This window comes from Burkholderia sp. WP9, from assembly GCF_900104795.1.
GTDB lineage: Bacteria > Pseudomonadota > Gammaproteobacteria > Burkholderiales > Burkholderiaceae > Paraburkholderia.
This window is the reverse complement of sequence record NZ_FNTG01000002.1, coordinates 2,296,717-2,312,981: the sequence shown is the minus strand read 5'-3', so window position 1 is coordinate 2,312,981 and position 16,265 is coordinate 2,296,717. Positions and strand designations below refer to the sequence as shown.

General features: G+C 63.9%; 18 protein-coding genes. 11 read left to right on the top strand and 7 right to left on the bottom strand.

The genetic code is table 11. The features are described 5' to 3' along the window. Positions 1–6 precede the first annotated feature (6 nt). The 6 genes from BLW71_RS31470 to BLW71_RS31445 all read left to right on the top strand — a co-directional run bounded on the left by BLW71_RS31470 (position 7) and on the right by BLW71_RS31445 (position 4,528). The gene (locus tag BLW71_RS31470; RefSeq protein WP_091806498.1) at positions 7–831 is read left to right on the top strand and encodes an isocitrate lyase/PEP mutase family protein; all 825 of its coding nucleotides are present in this window, start codon (positions 7–9) and stop codon (positions 829–831) included. 177 nt (positions 832–1,008) lie between these two features. Next, positions 1,009–1,452, top strand: coding sequence for a hypothetical protein (locus BLW71_RS31465; protein WP_091806495.1), 444 nt, complete (start codon positions 1,009–1,011; stop codon positions 1,450–1,452). Between the two features lie 73 nt (positions 1,453–1,525). Beyond that, positions 1,526–1,909, top strand: a complete 384-nt coding sequence (locus tag BLW71_RS31460; RefSeq protein ID WP_091806492.1) for a hypothetical protein — start codon at positions 1,526–1,528, stop codon at positions 1,907–1,909. Between the two features lie 229 nt (positions 1,910–2,138). After that, entirely contained in the window at positions 2,139–3,302 is a 1,164-nt protein-coding gene (locus BLW71_RS31455; RefSeq protein ID WP_091806489.1) for a patatin-like phospholipase family protein, read from the top strand. 217 nt (positions 3,303–3,519) lie between these two features. Further along, positions 3,520–4,230 carry an SDR family NAD(P)-dependent oxidoreductase gene (locus BLW71_RS31450; protein ID WP_091806487.1) on the top strand — a complete coding sequence of 237 codons (711 nt, stop codon included), beginning with the start codon at positions 3,520–3,522 and terminating at the stop codon, positions 4,228–4,230. A 61-nt stretch (positions 4,231–4,291) separates the two neighbouring features. Next, positions 4,292–4,528: a tautomerase family protein gene (locus BLW71_RS31445; RefSeq protein ID WP_091806485.1), complete on the top strand. Its 237-nt coding sequence runs from the start codon at positions 4,292–4,294 to the stop codon at positions 4,526–4,528. Positions 4,529–4,587: 59 nt separating this feature from the next. On the opposite strand, the gene BLW71_RS31440 is transcribed toward BLW71_RS31445, so the two are convergent. Beyond that, positions 4,588–5,688, bottom strand: a complete 1,101-nt coding sequence (locus BLW71_RS31440; protein WP_091806482.1) for an NAD(P)H-dependent flavin oxidoreductase — start codon at positions 5,686–5,688, stop codon at positions 4,588–4,590. A 164-nt stretch (positions 5,689–5,852) separates the two neighbouring features. On the opposite strand from BLW71_RS31440, the gene BLW71_RS31435 reads away from it, so the two are divergent. Continuing rightward, a complete protein-coding gene (locus BLW71_RS31435; RefSeq protein ID WP_091806479.1) occupies positions 5,853–6,764 on the top strand; it encodes a LysR family transcriptional regulator in 912 nt (303 codons plus the stop codon). Between the two features lie 31 nt (positions 6,765–6,795). Here BLW71_RS31435 and BLW71_RS31430 read toward each other — a convergent pair whose 3' ends face one another. Further along, positions 6,796–7,869, bottom strand: coding sequence for an FUSC family protein (locus tag BLW71_RS31430; RefSeq protein ID WP_091809096.1), 1,074 nt, complete (start codon positions 7,867–7,869; stop codon positions 6,796–6,798). A gap of 368 nt (positions 7,870–8,237) precedes the next feature. On the opposite strand from BLW71_RS31430, the gene BLW71_RS31425 reads away from it, so the two are divergent. The 3 genes from BLW71_RS31425 to msrA all read left to right on the top strand — a co-directional run bounded on the left by BLW71_RS31425 (position 8,238) and on the right by msrA (position 9,705). Continuing rightward, positions 8,238–8,663 (top strand): Ohr family peroxiredoxin, encoded by a 426-nt coding sequence (locus tag BLW71_RS31425; protein WP_091806476.1) that lies wholly within the window; start codon positions 8,238–8,240, stop codon positions 8,661–8,663. 83 nt (positions 8,664–8,746) lie between these two features. Then, complete coding sequence (locus BLW71_RS31420; protein WP_091806473.1) at positions 8,747–9,019, top strand: hypothetical protein; 273 nt, start codon at positions 8,747–8,749, stop codon at positions 9,017–9,019. A 179-nt stretch (positions 9,020–9,198) separates the two neighbouring features. After that, positions 9,199–9,705, top strand: a complete 507-nt coding sequence (gene msrA / locus BLW71_RS31415; protein ID WP_091806470.1) for a peptide-methionine (S)-S-oxide reductase MsrA — start codon at positions 9,199–9,201, stop codon at positions 9,703–9,705. 149 nt (positions 9,706–9,854) lie between these two features. Here the strand turns inward: msrA and BLW71_RS31410 are convergent, their stop codons facing one another. From BLW71_RS31410 to BLW71_RS31400, 3 genes are all read right to left on the bottom strand, one after another. Continuing rightward, positions 9,855–10,316, bottom strand: coding sequence for a MarR family winged helix-turn-helix transcriptional regulator (locus BLW71_RS31410; RefSeq protein WP_091806467.1), 462 nt, complete (start codon positions 10,314–10,316; stop codon positions 9,855–9,857). Between the two features lie 202 nt (positions 10,317–10,518). Further along, positions 10,519–11,691 (bottom strand): glycosyltransferase family 9 protein, encoded by a 1,173-nt coding sequence (locus BLW71_RS31405; protein WP_091806464.1) that lies wholly within the window; start codon positions 11,689–11,691, stop codon positions 10,519–10,521. A gap of 245 nt (positions 11,692–11,936) precedes the next feature. Further along, positions 11,937–13,097, bottom strand: coding sequence for an MFS transporter (locus tag BLW71_RS31400; RefSeq protein ID WP_091806461.1), 1,161 nt, complete (start codon positions 13,095–13,097; stop codon positions 11,937–11,939). Positions 13,098–13,310: 213 nt separating this feature from the next. Between BLW71_RS31400 and BLW71_RS31395 the strand changes: the two genes are divergently transcribed. Further along, positions 13,311–13,742, top strand: coding sequence for a PRC-barrel domain-containing protein (locus tag BLW71_RS31395; RefSeq protein ID WP_091806458.1), 432 nt, complete (start codon positions 13,311–13,313; stop codon positions 13,740–13,742). 70 nt (positions 13,743–13,812) lie between these two features. On the opposite strand, the gene BLW71_RS31390 is transcribed toward BLW71_RS31395, so the two are convergent. Together BLW71_RS31390 and BLW71_RS31385 are read right to left on the bottom strand one after the other, a co-directional pair. After that, a complete protein-coding gene (locus tag BLW71_RS31390) occupies positions 13,813–14,811 on the bottom strand; it encodes a substrate-binding domain-containing protein (protein WP_091806455.1) in 999 nt (332 codons plus the stop codon). Between the two features lie 94 nt (positions 14,812–14,905). Beyond that, positions 14,906–16,240: a leucine-rich repeat-containing protein kinase family protein gene (locus BLW71_RS31385; protein ID WP_091806451.1), complete on the bottom strand. Its 1,335-nt coding sequence runs from the start codon at positions 16,238–16,240 to the stop codon at positions 14,906–14,908. Positions 16,241–16,265 lie beyond the last annotated feature (25 nt).

The window sequence follows — 16,265 nt, the reverse complement described above, 5'->3', positions numbered from 1 at the left end:
ATACGCATGTCCCGCACCGTCGTCGAGAAGCGCGCCGCTTTCAAGGCATTGCACACCTCCGGCTGTTTCGTCCTGCCCAATCCGTGGGATGCCGGCAGCGCGCGCTATCTGCAATCCCTCGGCTTCCAGGCGCTCGCCACGACCAGTTCCGGCTTTGCATGGTCGACCGGACACGCCGACAACACACTGCCTCGCGATGCCATCCTCGCGCACTTGCGCGAGATCGTCGAAGCAACGGATCTGCCGGTCAACGCCGACTTCGAGAGCGGCTTCGGCCGCGACCCGGCGGAGGTCGCAGAAAGCGTCAGGCTTGCCGTCGGGACCGGCGTTGCCGGACTGTCGATCGAAGACTCCACCGGCAATGCCGCCGCGCCGCTGTTTTCGATCGAAGCCGCCGTGGAACGGATCAGCGCGGCGCGCCGCGCCATCGACGAAACCGGCGGCGAGACACTGTTGGTCGGCCGGGCCGAGAACTTCCTCGCCGGCTCGCCCGATCTGGACGATACGATTGCGCGCCTCAAGGCGTATGCCGCGGCCGGCGCCGACTGCCTGTACGCGCCGGGCATCCAGACGCGCGAACAGATCGAAGCCGTGGTGGCGGCGGTGGCGCCGAAGCCCGTCAATCTGCTGATCGGTTCGACGTCGGCGCTCACGGTGCAGGACGTGGCCGCGCTCGGCGTGCGGCGCATCAGTGTCGGCGGGGCGCTGGCGCGTGCGGCATGGGGCGGTTTCATGCAGGCCGCGCAGTCGCTGGTTCAGGGACGCTTCGACGGCTTCGCCGGCGCGGCGTCCGGCGCGCAACTCAATGCTCTGTTCCAGGACCGCACATAGAATGATGACAACGCGGTGACTGACGCGTCGAGCGGTACGCAGACCGAGCGCCGGTGCGAACCGGCCCCCGACGCCACCATGGTTCGCTGACGCACGTACGCTAAAGGCAAGGACGTGAGAGACTGATGACTAGCGAGCGTCCGGCCTGTCGACGCTCGCAGTTCAGGCATGTTAGCCATGGCACCTCGTCCTCTCACCGCAGTTGCAGCTCTACTCGCCTCGAGCGTCGGCTTTTATACGCCGGCCTCGCACGCGTACGCGCTCGACGCGCAATTCGACTGCCAGGCGCGTCCCCACGATTTCATCGGGCAGCTCATCGAAGACAAGTACATCGAGCCGAATCCAATGCGGATCGACACGAATTCGGTCAACGCGTTTCGACCGGTACATGGCAGCGACATGACCGCGTTCGGGTTTCGCGTCTATGCCGTGCTCGGCTACGAACCGGACGACGAGATGTTCAAGAAAGGCCGCGGCCAGGCACTCGCCGGCCCGCTGTACGGCGCCGTGTTATCCGCACCGAGCGAGTCGGTCGAAAAGCGCTTGCGCGCGGCCGGAAGCACCGCCGTTGTACACATGGTCATTCCGTTACTGCTGACGGCGGTGATCTGCACGCATTGACGCAGCGCGTCTGAACATCGCGGTGCTATGCTTTTCGCTCCGCTTCGTTCATGCCGCCCAGGACTTTACGCCGATGCCTTCGTCTGTCCGCAACTCGCTCGTCTGGATCTTCGACGCGTTCGAGCGCGATTCGACCTTCTTCAGCAAGCGTATGTTCGGCAGCGACGCCGCCTATATCGACGGCCTCTTGTGCCTCGTGGCCGCCGATCGCGACGCGCCCTGGAATGGCCTGCTGGTGTGCACATCGCAGGAGCGCCACGCCGCGCTCATCAATGAAATGCCTGCTTTGCGGCCGCATCCGGTGCTCGGCAAGTGGCTCTATGTTCCGCAGGAAGATCCGGCGTTTGAGATCGTCGCCGAAAAACTGACGGCGCTCGTGCTCGCACGCGATCCACGCGTGGGAGTCGAGCCGAAACCGCGCAATCGAAGCAGGAAATCGACTCTGCCGAAGGCGTAGGGCATCGCCCCAGCGGTGGATGTCCAAATCGCCAGGTTGTCCGTATCTGACGCGACGTTCTGAACCATTGCGAAAAAGAAGCGCGCCTATCGGCGCTGCGCGCGCTCTCCAGGATTAAGGAGAGGTTGACCCAGTTCGTCGTTGGTCGGACACGGATTATCTCCGCCGTCACGCCGGCCATACCGTGGCAAAATCAGCGGCACCGCAGCACGTGTCCCGGAGACTTGTCATGGGTAACAAGACGCACGTCGAACGCCAGAGCAACGCAGAAAACGGCCCGGACGGCGTACCGGACATTCCCGGCCAGATCGTCCTGGTCTTTCAGGGGGGCGGTGCCCTTGGTGCTTACCAGGCCGGGGTATATCAGGCACTTCATGACGGCAAAGTCGAACCTCACTGGGTAATCGGCACGTCGATCGGCGCGATCAATGGCGCGATCATCGCCGGCAATCTTCCCGAAAACCGCATGGCGCGCCTGACGCAGTTCTGGAACGGCGTGGCCTGTCATGGCGTCGAGGCGGCAAACTGGTTGCCCGGACTTGCCACCTGGTTGCGCGACGTCGCCACGGTCACTCAAGGCGTGCCGTCGTTTTTCACGCCACAGTGGCAGAGCTGGGCGGGAATTCAGGCACGTGTTCGCTCCGATCAGGCCGCGTTCTATTCGACCGGACCGCTGCGCGACACCTTGTCGTCGCTGATCGATTTCGACTACCTGAATCAGAAAACAACGCGGTTGACCGTGGGCACCGTCAATGTCCGCAGTGGCCGCATGCGGTACTTCACCAATCGCGACGATCTGCTCGACGTCGAACACGTCATGGCCTCCGCCGCTTTTCCACCTGGCTTTCCGGCGGTGCGGCTGGAAGGCGAATCGTACTGGGATGGCGGCATCTATTCGAATACGCCGCTCGAAGCCGTACTCGACGACCGGCCGCGCCGCGACTCCGTGATTTTTTCGGTGCAGCTGTGGCCCTCCAGCGGTCCGGAACCCGAATCGATCTTGCAGGTAATGAGCCGGCAACGCGACATTCAGTATTCGAGTCGCGCGGAAAGCCATCTCGATCGGCAGAAGCAGATTCACCGGCTTCGTCATGTGATTCGTGAACTCGGCCAGCACCTGCCCGAAGAGCAACGCAACGCGCCGGAAGTGCGGGAACTGCTCGATTGGGGCTGCGGCACGACGATGCAAGTGCTGGAACTCGACGCACCGGCATTCGATAACGATGACCTGAACCGGGACATCGATTTTTCGTCGGCGGGAATCAAGCGGCGCTGGCTCGCGGGCTACGAGGACACGGCCCGCCTGCTGAAGCGCGCACCCTGGCGGGAAACGCTGGACCCGATGGAAGGCATCTCGGTCTTTCGCATGAACTCGGCGGACAGCCAGAAATAAATCGCCTCAGCACCGCAAGCGGCAACGCCGGCGCGACGCCGGCCGCCGCGCACGCCTTGCGCGGCCGCTCACCGCCCAATCCATTTGTACCTTGCAGGCAAGACTGTTTGTCCATGGCGGGTGTTCGAAATCGGCTCCAATGCGCCTAGATTTCATACCCATCGGAGCCGCTGGCCCGATCAGCATCTGATCAAATCACTTATCTGGAGATTTAGCCATGAGCACCTCACAAAAAGTCGTTGTCGTTACGGGCGCATCGCAAGGCATTGGCGCCGAAATCGTCAACGCATTTCGCAAGCTCGACTATCGCGTCGTTGCAACCGCACGTTCGGTCAAGCCGTCGGAAGATCCCAACGTCCTGACCGTGGCAGGCGACATCGCCGACCCGGCCACCGCGCAGCGCGTGGTCTCCGAAGCCGTCGCCCGTTTTGGCCGCATCGACACACTGGTCAACAACGCCGGCATTTTCGTCGCCAAGCCTTTCACCCAATACACGGCCGAAGACTACGCAACCGTCACCGCCGTGAACCTCTCGGGATTTTTCTACATCACGCAACTCGCTATTGCCCAAATGGAAAAGCAGGGTAGCGGTCACGTGGTGAGCGTCACGACGAGCCTGACCGACCACGCAATCGACGGCGTGCCCTCGGTGCTGGCCTCGCTGACCAAGGGCGGCCTGAACTCGGCCACGAAGTCGCTCGCCATCGAATATGCGAAGAAGGGCATTCGCGCAAACGCCGTTTCGCCGGGCATCATCAAGTCGCCGATGCACCCGCAAGAGACCCATGCAGCGCTCGGCGCACTGCATCCGGTCGGGCATATGGGCGAAATGAGCGATATCGTGGGTGCGGTCCTGTATCTGGATTCGGCGCCGTTCGTGACAGGTGAAATCCTGCACGTCGACGGCGGCCAGAGCGCGGGCCACTGATCGCGCCCAGGGCGCCGCCGGCCGGCGCCCTTCACGTCAACCGAGGACTACGGAGAACGACATGCCTATCGTCACGATTCAGGTGACCCGCGAGGGTTCCAAACCCGGCAACGATGCCGTCACGGCCGACGAAAAAGCCCAACTCATCGCGGGCGTCAGTCAGTTGCTGCTGGACGTGTTGCACAAACCGCTCGAATCGACCTTCGTGGTCATCGAGGAGGTGAACACCGAGAACTGGGGTTGGGGCGGATTGCCCGTTCTAGCGTATCGGAAACAGCTGAGCCAGAAGCCGGGTTGAGCGACAGCACCTCGATCGCTCAACCCGTATAGTCCGTCAGCCCGCTGAGCGAGGATCCATTACTCCGCGAACTGCCGCAAGCGCTGAACGCTCTCCTTCAGTTCGCGCTCCAACTGGGCCACCAGTTCGGCAGCGGGCAACGACCTCGCCAGAGCGGCCGCCTGACCGGCCCACTGCGCGCCGTAGCCGAACTCCCCTTTGGCTTTCGCGGCGGCGTGAAGGGCTTTTCCCGCATCGTAGGCGATCGGATACGGGGGCGGCTCGGGTGAGCGCGCGTTGGCGCCGAGGGCCGTGAAGCGGTTCGCCATGCTTCTCGCGGTCCGCCCGGAGATTGCCGCCGTGAAGGTCGTGCGGCGCGCCGCCTCGCCCAGCATCGCGCGGCGGTAACCGTCGTCGATCGAGCTTTCGGGACAGGTCACGAATGCCGTGCCAAGCTGCGCGGCCTGGGCGCCGAGTGCGAGCGCCGCAGCAATACCGGCACCGTCCATGATGCCGCCGGAAGCGATCACCGGCAGCCGGCATCGGCTGACCAGCAAACGGGTGAGTGCGAAGGTGCCCAGCCCGTCGTCATACGCTTCGGGATCGAAGACACCGCGATGCCCGCCGGCCTCGATGCCTTGCGCCACAATCGCATCGACGCCCGCCTCCTCAACCTGCGCCGCCTCCTCCAGATTTGTCGCGCTGGCAAGCAGCTTGATACCCGCCGTCTTCAGTTCGGCGATGACATTGGCGGAAGGCAAGCCGAAGTGGAAACTGACGATCGCCGGTTTCTCTTCGAGAAAAACCGCCAGCATGGCCGGGTCCGCCGCGAAGCTCGTGTAGATCTCCGAGAGCTTTGCCGGCGGCATCACCCCATACTTTTCGAAATGCGGCGCGAGCCAGTTCAACCATTGCTGCTCGCGTGCCGCGTCCGCTTGCGCCGGTTGATGGCAAAAGACGTTGATATTGAACGGCTTGCCCGTCAGCGCGCGGGTCTCCCGGATCACCTTGCGAGCGCCTTCAGCGTTCATCGCTCCCACACCTAGCGAGCCAAGGCCGCCTGCGTTGGAGACAGCCGCAGCCATGGCGGGCGTACTGACGCCGGCCATGGGCGCCTGAATGATTGGCTTGTCGATACCCAGCAGGTGCAGCAAGGCACGATTGTCTGTCTGGTCGGTCATGTCGCTTCCCCATCGAGTCTCACTACAATATAGTCCTGATATTCCATACGAAGCTCTATTGCGCACCGGACGCGGCCGCACCGTCGTTGTGTTCGCGTTGCGGTCGTTCCGGGCGACATTCTGCCCGGACAAGACAGCACGATCAGACAAGTCGCCGAGAGACCATGCAGCGTCAATTTGAAGACGTCCTTCTGGGCAGTATCGAACTGTTCTGTCTCGCGGCCGAACTCGAGAGTTTCACCGAGGCCGCGAACGCCGCGAGCGTCACGCCGGCCGCCGTCAGTCGCACGGTCGCACGTCTGGAGGAACGCCTCGGCGTGCGCCTGTTTGTGCGGACCACTCGGCAGATCCGGCTGACGGACGCGGGAAGACGGTACTTCGAACAATGCCGGCAGGCGCTCGCCCAGCTTGCCGAAGCCGAACGCGAAGCGACCGGACAACAGACGGCGCCCACCGGCGCGCTGCGAATCAGCATGCCGACGCCATATGGCCACTATCGCGTGCTTCCCTTGCTGGCCGAGTTTCGCAGCCGCTATCCGGGCGTCACGGTCGAAACGCATCTCAGCAACCGCAACATCGACTTTGGTGAAGAAGGCTTCGACCTGGCCATTCGCGGCAGCGCGCCGGGCGACTCCGGTCTGATCGCGCGCAAGATCGAAGACGCGGAACTGGTGGTCGTAGCGTCGCCGGCCTATCTGCGGGGCACCGCCAAACTCAAAACGCCCGACGATCTGGTCCATCACGACTGCATCCAGTTCGCGTTGCCGAGCACCGGCCGCAACATTCCGTGGCTGTTCAAACACGAAGACGCGGTGGTCGAGACGATGACACGCGGCGCTTACACGTCCTCGGGCGATGTGCTTGCCGGGGCCACGCTCGCGCGTCACGGAGCGGGCCTTTTTCAAACCTATCGTTTCATCGTCGAGAAGGATATCGCCGAGGGTACGTTGAAGGAGTTGCTCACTCCTTACGGCGGTTGTTCGCGGCCGTTTGTCCTGCTCTATCCGCATGCGCGACACCTGTCGTCACGCGTGCGCAGTTTCGTCGACTTCCTGATGGAAAGGCTCGGATCGTAGGCGTGCAGGTGTTCGCGCGATGGTCACGGTGTCAGGATCGCAGCGGAAAAATAAACTTCGCAGCGAGCAGTCCGAGCGCTCCGCCGAGAAGCGTCTCCCAGGCGCGCGCGCCAAGAAACGAAACAGAGTGCACGCCGCCGATCGCCAGCGTCACGATCAACGTGAAGGCAAACGCCGCGCAGGCGATATCGTAACGATTGGGCAATGCCATCGCGTAGACGATCATCGCGACCGCCGCGGCGGCCCAGGCGAGCAGCGGAGCATGCTCGACGAGCGGCAGGCAAGCGAGCCCCAGCGGCACGCCGATCAAGGTGCCCACAATCCGTCGACGCACCCGCTCCACGGTCCCGCTTGCCGAGCCGGCCACGACGTACGTGCATGCCGTGATGGCCCAGGCCGACTCCTCGAGTCCCATCGCGCCGTTCAACGCAACGACGGCCAGCGCGCCGCTTGCCGCCTGCAGGCCCATGATCAGTTCAGCCGGTAGTTTCCAGCGATCCGGCACGTCGGCGGGCGCAAGCACCATGGTGGCCGGACGTTCCGCCGGCCCGCTGAGCAGACGCGGCACGACTGACGCGAGCATGGCGATCAATCCGGCGACCGCGACCGCCGGTAGATCGACGGCCGTCAGATGCGCACTGTAGGCCAGCAACTGGCCAATGTAGACCTGCGAGCCGGTTCCCGCACCCAGAATGCCGAAGCGCTTGAGGTAGCCGACGAGAAACGCGCCCGTCACGAGCGTCAGTTCGGGACCTGCGTTGCCGATCGTCTGCAGAAGCGGGGCGAATCCGATAAACATGGCCGCACCGAGCGCAGCGGCCACGCACAGGAGCACCAGATCGCGGCTGGATTCCGCCCGCGAGACGCGCGCTTCCGAGACGCTGGCCCAGAGGGCGAAGCTGCTGGCCAGCGACCCGACCACCGTGGCGCCGGGCAGACCATGCGTGACGTCCTGCAAGGTTCCGAGCGCGGCGGCGATGCCGTAGGCGGTGACGAGTCGCAGCCCCTTGATCCGGCGATGCGTGCCGGGGTCGATCCGTTCCAGCCATGCCCATAGCAACCGGCAGGCGCCGCACCGACCCTTGTCTGTCCGTCCGCCCCCCATGCCGCCGCTCGCCTCGCGATCTTGCGCGTCGGCGCCGACACCCTTGTCGTCGTCCTCGAGGATCACTTCTGGCTTCACGGCGTTGTGCGCTGTCGAATCGGGGTAGCTCGTAGTCTAGTCGAAAGGAACGCAGCGGCTCCGGTCGAAAATCGTTCTCAGCGGCTTGCCGCCGGCCTGCCCTGCCTTGGCGCGAGCGCCACTTGCTGAGCGCCATCCGCGAATCGCGGCTTTCTACTATCGAAATTCGCATGCGATTTAATCGCATACGCTTGACAAAGCCAAACTTCTCGACCATTATTCGACGCATGCGATTACATCGCATGCGATTTAAAGCGATTCGACACCCTGCACTCTTCAAGGAATTCATCATGACCAAGATCGAAACTGTCCTCTCCACCGGCAAAACCCATACGAAAGTCAACGGCCGCGGCGGTCGCGTCGACCTGCAACTCTCCTCGTCCGAAGGCCCTGCCGACAACCTCGCGTTCACGGCCGTTCAGGCCCATCCGACCGCGGAAAAACTGTTCGCGGGCGCATGGTCGTCCTGCTACATCCTGGCGATCGGCCTCGTGGCTCAGGAGAAGAAGGTGAAGCTGCCGGCCGATCTGTCGGTCGAGGTCGAGGTCGATCTGGGCATGACCGGTAACGCCTATTTCCTTCAGGCGCGCTTTAACGTCAGCGTGCCGGGCGTGGCGCGCGAGCTCGCCGAGGCCATCGCGCACGAAGCGCACGAAGTCTGCCCGTATTCGAAAGCCGTGCGGGGAAACATCGACGTCGTCGTCAACGTAGCCTGATCCTGATCGGCCACTCAACGAATCCGGGGCGCGATTCAGCATGGACTGCGCCTCTCACTCCCCACTTTTCACGGAGTTTCATCATGAAATCCAAACTCATTGCCGCACTGCTCGTCGCCCTGTCTACTTCCGCCGCCGCGCCCGCGTTCGCGAGCGGCTATGGTCCGGCGCCCTTCTATCGGCCCTCGGCCGGCGCACCGGCGTCGCAACGTGGGCAAAGCGCGCAAACCGTCGCGGCGAGCGCCGATGAAGCGGCCGGCTCGCAAGCGGCATACGGCGGCGTGGTCGCCGGTCATTCCGAATCAGCGGGTGGTGCCGCCGTTGCGCCGCGCGACGGTCTCTACGCACGTCATTAGGCCGCGTCGCCGGCCGCGGCACGGTCCCGGCCGGCTCGGCATGACAATGCCGGCATGATGGGCTTTAGCCGCCGGCCGACCGGCAAGGCCGATCTCTGGCATGCTTGTGGGATCGCATCCGACAACGGCAAACCAACCCACCTGCGAGTGGCGCGGCGCCACTGACAAAAAGGATTGAAATGACGACGCAAACCGAAACCGCCATTCTGGCCGGCGGCTGCTTCTGGGGCATGCAAGACCTGCTGCGCCGTTACCCCGGCGTGCTGTCCACGCGTGTGGGCTACACCGGCGGCGACGTGCCCAACGCCACGTATCGCAACCACGGCACGCATGCAGAAGCGCTCGAGGTGGTGTTCGACCCTGCCCAGATCAGCTACCGTCAGATCCTGGAGTTTTTCTTCCAGATTCACGATCCGACGACCAGGAACCGCCAGGGCAACGACGTCGGAATGAGCTACCGCTCGGCCATTTTCTATCTCGACGACGAGCAGAAGCGAGTCGCCGAAAACACCATTGCCGACGTCGAAGCATCCGATCTGTGGCCAGGCAAGGTTGTGACCGAGATCGCTCCCGCAGGCCCGTTCTGGGAAGCCGAACCGGAACATCAGGATTATCTGGAGCGTATTCCCAACGGATACACGTGCCACTTCGTCCGGCCGGACTGGAAGCTGCCCAAGCGCGGCTGATGGTGAACCCGGGCGCCCACGGTCGAGCAACACCGCGGCGCAAAAGCGGAAGCCCATAGACGGCGACGTCTATGGGCTTCTTTCATGGGCAAAGCGCTTGAAGAGTCCTTGGATCGCGCGGTCATGGCAACCGCGAGCGACCGCCCCGCTCATTCCCCGTCGTGAACCGCTTTGACGAGATTGTTGCGCAGCGTCACGATCGCCTTCTGCACTTTCGCGAACTCGTCCGGCGCGAGACCGGTCGCTTCGACGAGGTCCATGCTCAGGCCTTTCTCACGCAGCCGCCGGCCGCTTTTCGTCAGGCCGACCAGCACCTGGCGTTCGTCGTTGGGGTCGCGCTGCCTTTCCACATAACCCGCTGCTTCCAGCTTCTTCAGGATCGGCGTGAGCGTGTTGGATTCGAGAAAGAGCTTCTCGCCCAGACTGCTGACGGTCTGGTTGTCTTCCTCCCACAGCGCAATGATCGTGATGTATTGCGTATAGGTCAGACCGAGCTCTTCGAGAATGGGCTTGTATGCCTTGCCGAACGCCAGATTCGCGGAATAAACCGCAAAGCACAGGAAGTCGGACAGCTTCACATTCGCGGCGGCTGACGGGTCGGTCGATTTCATCTGCGTCCTCGTTGGGCGTAGGCAAGTGCCTCGTAGACGCGATTATATATCGCATGCGATCAAATCGCAATCGCTCTAAAATCGCGCACGGCAATGTTCCGCGATTCAGCGAGCCCCGTTTGGTCAGCCGAGCGATGCCGCCGCGATGGAGGTTCGAGAGTTCTGGCGTATCAACGTCAATGGCGAACGAGCCGGTACGACATCAGGCCGCCGCGCTGACTTGCGCCCGCTGCGTGCCGACCGCCTCCAGAACCGCTTGCACGACCCGCTCGACGCTCGGCCAGTTCCGCGCGTGCTCGCCCGCGACATACTGCTCGGGTGACACGCTGCGGTACGGCGGCGGGTAGCCCCAGATGGCATCGTGCCGTTCGGGTTTGGTCACGCTGCCGCCGATCACGGCGACAGTCGGACGGCGAAACGCGGCCGCGACGTGCATCAGCATCGTGGAGTTCGTCAGCACGACGCCGGCCTGTTCCGTGAGGGCGAACATGATGCGCATCGGCACCTCGCCGGCTACCGAGCGGACCGGCACGCGCGGCCCCGCTGCGGCGATCGCCTCGGCGGCACGCGCTTGATCGGCTTTGCTGCCGACGATCACGATATCGCACGCATCGCCCGCTTGTTCGAGCGTCTGCGTGATCTGCGCGAGTGCGGCGCCGACCTGGCGAGCGTCCCACGCCTTGGTCGGAACACCCGCCCCGACACCGACGATCAATCGCACGGTGCGACGGCCCGGCACGCTAGCCGTATTCCAGATCCGCGCGGCGCTTGCGCGCTCGTCGTCGGTCAGAAACAGTTGGGGGCGTGCTTCCGGCAGCGCCGTTGCGCCCAGCAGCTCGCCCTGCGCGAGTGCCGCGCGTCCGCATTGCCGGGCAGCGAATTCGATATGCGCCTGACACCCGCTCCAGCCGCCGCGATAACCGCGCACGCCGATGCGATAACGCACACCGGCGCGCATCAGCAGCAGCGCGCCCATGTAGCTGCCCAGCACATCGATACCGACATCGAAGCCGCCGCGCGCGCGCAGCGCGGCGACTTGCGGCGACTTCCACAGAAAACGCAACACGTTGCGGTGCGAGCGGTCCTCGACCAGCTTGTTATTCCAGGGCGCGTCGATCTCCACGATCTCGTCGACGAAAGGGTTGTTCTCGAGAATCGGACGCCCCCAACTGCCCACGCCCGCGATCAGGCGTGTGGTCGGAAAGCGCGTGCGCAGCGCTTCGAAGAGCGGCGTGGTGGTGAGCAGCTCGCCGAAATCGTTCGGACGCAGCACGAGAATCTCGCGCGGCGTGTCGCGATGCGGGTCGAACCGTGGACGGTGAAACCGGCCCATCAACCAGACCGGCGATTCAATCAGCAGGCTTTTCCAACCCATTGCGTCTCCAATCGGCAGAGGGTTATCGCCGTCGCCGTGCATCGACGCGCGGCGGCAGGCGGCCCGGGCGCGCATGGCGCCGGTGCGCCGCAGGCGCCGCCCGGATCTCGCTCCGATTGTGCATGGTTGCCGCAGTACGCTCTGTGGCCGCGCGTACAGAACCGTGGACTGCGTGCCGTCCGTCTGCTAGCGGCTCTCTTCTCGCGGACGAGACGAGGTTGGCACAGTCGATCGAAGCCTCACCGTCAGCAGCTCTCGATCGCCTGGCGCCTGGCACGGCCGGCGAAAACCAGCAGCAGCCCGGCCGCTGCCAGCACCGCGCCGGCAATCGGCACCGCCGAATAACCCAGCCCCGCTGAAATCACCGCGCCGCCGGCGGCGGCGCCCAGCGCGTTGCCGAGATTGAACGCCCCCACGTTCACTGACGACGCGAGCCCCGGCGCCTCGGCCGCCGCGTGCATCACGCGAATCTGCACCGGCGGCACGATCGCAAACGTGGCCGCGCCCCACACGAGCATGCCGATCAACGCGCCCACGTGGCTGGTGAGAACGAACGGCAACGCCACCATGATGACCGCCAGCGCGCCGAGAAACAGCTTCGTGCTGCCGTCGAGCGACCAGTCGGCGAGCCGTCCGCCCAGGCCGTTGCCGATCGTGAAGCCGATGCCGATCAGCACCAGCGCGATCGTGACGAAGCCCGCGGAGGCGCCCGTCAAATTGTCGAGCACCGGCGCCACATAGGTGTAAAGCGTGAACATCGCGCCGGCGCCCATCACGGTGGTGGCCAGCGCCATCAGCACTTCAGGCCGCGCCAGCACCCGCAACTCGCGGCGGACGTCCGGCATCTTGCCCGCATCGCCTCGCGGCAGCGCAACGGCCAGTGCGGCAATCGCCAGCACGCCGAGCCCCGCGGTGCCGGCGAACGCCATGCGCCAGCCGATCTGCTGACCGATCCAGGTCGCGGCCGGCACGCCGCCAATATTGGCGATCGTGAGTCCCATGAACATGGTGGCGACCGCGCTCGCGCGCTTCTCGCGCGGCACGAGATTCGCCGCGACCACGGAGCCGATGCCGAAAAACGCGCCGTGGTTCAGGCTTGTAACAAGGCGTGCGGCGAGCAGCGTCCAGTAGCCGGGCGCCATGGCCGACAGCAGATTGCCGATCACGAAGATCGACATGAGCGCGATCAGCGCTTTCTTTGCGCGCAGTCTGCCGAAGGCGAGCGTCATCAACGGCGCGCCGAGCATGACGCCGAGTGCGTAGGCGCTGATCAGCAGGCCGGCGGCGGGAATGGAGACGCCCACGCCGTTCGCGATCACGGGCAACAAGCCCATTGGCGCGAATTCGGTCGTGCCTATGCCGAACGCGCCGACAGCCAGGGCCAACAGTGCCCAGGTTGGTTTCATACCCGGTTTCATACCTGGTTTCATACTTATTCTCCCTGCAAATATCGCAATCGACGGATTGTCGGGCAGTGGACACCTGACAAACACCCTTCCGGCGGCAATTAAGTATTGACGGAGAAGCACGAATGCCGATCCGCGCCGCCCCGGGCACACGGCGTGCTTCCTCTTGCCTTGGTACGAAGCTGACTGTTCAACAGATAACAAGGAGCCAAAATGAAAGCAAAGACACTCATCTGCGCGACCGCTCTCGCCGCAATCTGTGCGTCGCAAGGCGCCTACGCGCAAATTGCCGGACTGCAGCCGCTCGGCGGCACGGTCGAGCAAACCAATGCGCTGCTAAAAGGCTGGAGCGTGCGGCGCGCCCTGATCGACGAGCCTGTCTACAACGATCTGAACGACAAGATCGGCAGCATCTATGACGTGATCATTTCGCCGGACCGCAAGGCAACGTATGCCGTCGTGTCGGTGGGTGGCTTCCTCGGCATGGGCAAGCACTTCGTGGCGATTCCGGTCGATCACTTCCAGATCCGCGACGGCAATCTGTTCCTCGCCGGCGCGACCAAGGATGCGCTGAAGTCGGTGCCCGAGTTCGAGTACAACAAGCTCGAAAAAGCGACCAAGCCGCGCAAGGTCAAGGTGGAATAACGGGACGTGGCAGGCCGTGATGCGGGAGTGAGACGGCTCGCTCCCGCAAAGGCCTTACAACAGCCTCGATTCAGCGATTGGCGGCCGTGACCAGTTGCAGCGGCGTTTCGATCACCCTCGACAATTCGCTCTGCTTTTTCTGCTCGGTCACCGCCTTCAACGCCACGTCGACGCCGTAGATCGCCTGGCGAGCGGCGAACTGATTGATCGTGGCAAGCACGCGGCCATCGGCGAGCAGCGGCTTGATCGCGTCGATATCGTTGTAGCCGGTGATGTAGACGCCGCCCGTTCTGCCGGCGTCGCGAACCGCGTCGACCGCGCCCATTGCCATATTGTCGTTGCCGCACAGCAAGCCGCGAATCTGCGGATGCTCGTTGAGCATCTTCGAGGCGACGTCGCGGCCTTTCCCGTACTCCCATTCGCCGGACTGAACGGCGACGATGCCGATGCCCGCCGCATTCATCGCGTCTCGGCAACCTTCCGTGCGTTGCTGCGCATTGCGATCGGCGGGACTGCCTTCAATGATGCCCACCTGATCGCCCGCATTGAGCCGCCCCGCCAGATAATTGCCGACCTGCTGCGCGCCCTTGCGATTGTTCGGCCCGACGAACGGCACGGAAATTCCGGCCGCGTCCTGCGACGCGTCATCAAGCGGGTTGTCGATCGCGATCATGATGATGCCCGCCTTGATCGCGCGAGCGACAACCGCGGTCAGCGCTTTCGAATCCGTCGGCGCGATGACGATCGCGTTCATCTTTGCCTTGATCATCTCCTCGACCATGCGGATCTGCCCGGCAGTATCGCTTTCGGTGGCCGTGGCGCGCACCGTCAAACCGAATTGCGACGCGAAATGCCGCTGGTAGTCCTGCGCGGCGCTCGCCATCGCCACCGTGAATGGATCGGTCTGCGACTTCAGCACGAGCGCGATCTTGAGCTTGCCGCCCTGTGCAGCCACGGCGCCCACGGTTCCCACCGTGCCGGTGATGCCGGTGGCGGCCAACGCGGCGGCAAGCAACACGCGACGGCGCGTCTCCCGATAGGGCTTTCCTCGAGGCGTGTTCTGCATCATTGAATCTCTCCTTCTGGGGCGGGCCGACGAATGGCCGTGCCGCATTCGGATGAAAGCCGCTCGATACGCTCGCCACGCTGCTGTTTGCCGATCATCAATCGCCCTTCAGCGCCAGCAAACGGGCGGCGATGTCGTCGAACAACGGCCGGCTTTCGATCGCCTCGCTCAAGCAATTGTCCTTCAACTCCACCAACGCCGCTGCGGTGTCCGAGTGCGAATCCAGCCAGTCGCATCGTTCGATCAACTCTTCGAGCAGACAGCCATATGCCCTGACTTCGAGACGCTGAAGCGCAAGGCCGGTGTTCCGGTCGCCGGGCGCATAGAAAGACGCCGCGCCGAAATCTCCCAGCAACGCGCGCCCGTGTCCGCCATACAGAATATTGTGGGCGTACAGATCGCCATGCATGATGCCTTGCTCATGCAGATGACGCGCCGCCGACGCCATACCGTATGCAATGCCCAATGCCGACGCCGCATCGAAACGCGTGTCAGCGCCGTACACATCGCGCGTGCAGGATTCGAGGCTCGGAGGACCGGCGAGGTTGCTGAACTGCGGATCGATCAGTTCCATCACGAGGCCATGCGTGCCTGCCGGATGGTCCTTCACCTTTCCCGCTACCGGGATCAGATTTGCGTGATCGCCCGCACGAATGCAGGCCGCCATCTCGCAGTCCGGCAAGCCGTCGCTCGTGACTGCTCCCTTGAACAGCTTCACGGCGACAGCGCGGGACGCATCGCGACGGCCCGCAAGCGCGGCGCGATAGATGACGCCGGAGGCGCCCTCGCCCAACGGCGCTTCGAGTTTCAACTCGTGCCATGGAATTGCGGCGATCGGCGTGTCGATCAGCGCCGCCGCCTCGAGCGCTTCGCTGAACGGATTGCCGGCGTACGCCAGCCACGAAAGTCGCGGCAGACCCAGCAACCACGCGGGCAGTTCGCCGAGCTGATTCGCCGCGAGACGCAGCAATTCGAGCCGCGAGCAGTCGGCCAATGCCTCGGGAAGCGTACGCAGGCGGTTGCCTGCCAGCATCAGCTTTTGCAATTGCGTACAGCCGCCGATTTCGGCCGGCAGCGCTTCGATCTCGTTGTCGGTGAGGATCAGCCAACGCAGTTGCGGTGGGAGCGCGTTGCCGGAAACGCGCCGGATGCGGTTTGCCTTGAAGCCGACCATGCTCAATAGCGAACACTGGCCCAGCACTTCCGGCAACTCGGTGAACGGGTTGTCGGAGGCAAAGAGAATGCGCAGCTTGCCCAGTCGTGGCAAATCGTCGGGAAGCGACGTGAGCGCGTTGCCCGACAGGTCGAGAACTTCCAGCGTGTCGGCCAGATCGAAAATCTCCCAGGGAAATTCGGTCAACCCGCATGCCAGTTTGAGCCGGCGAGTACCCGCGAGTTGTCCGGTCCGGAGTTGTTCAAGTGTTGTCGTCACAGTCGTAGTGGAGATGTCCGGTTGC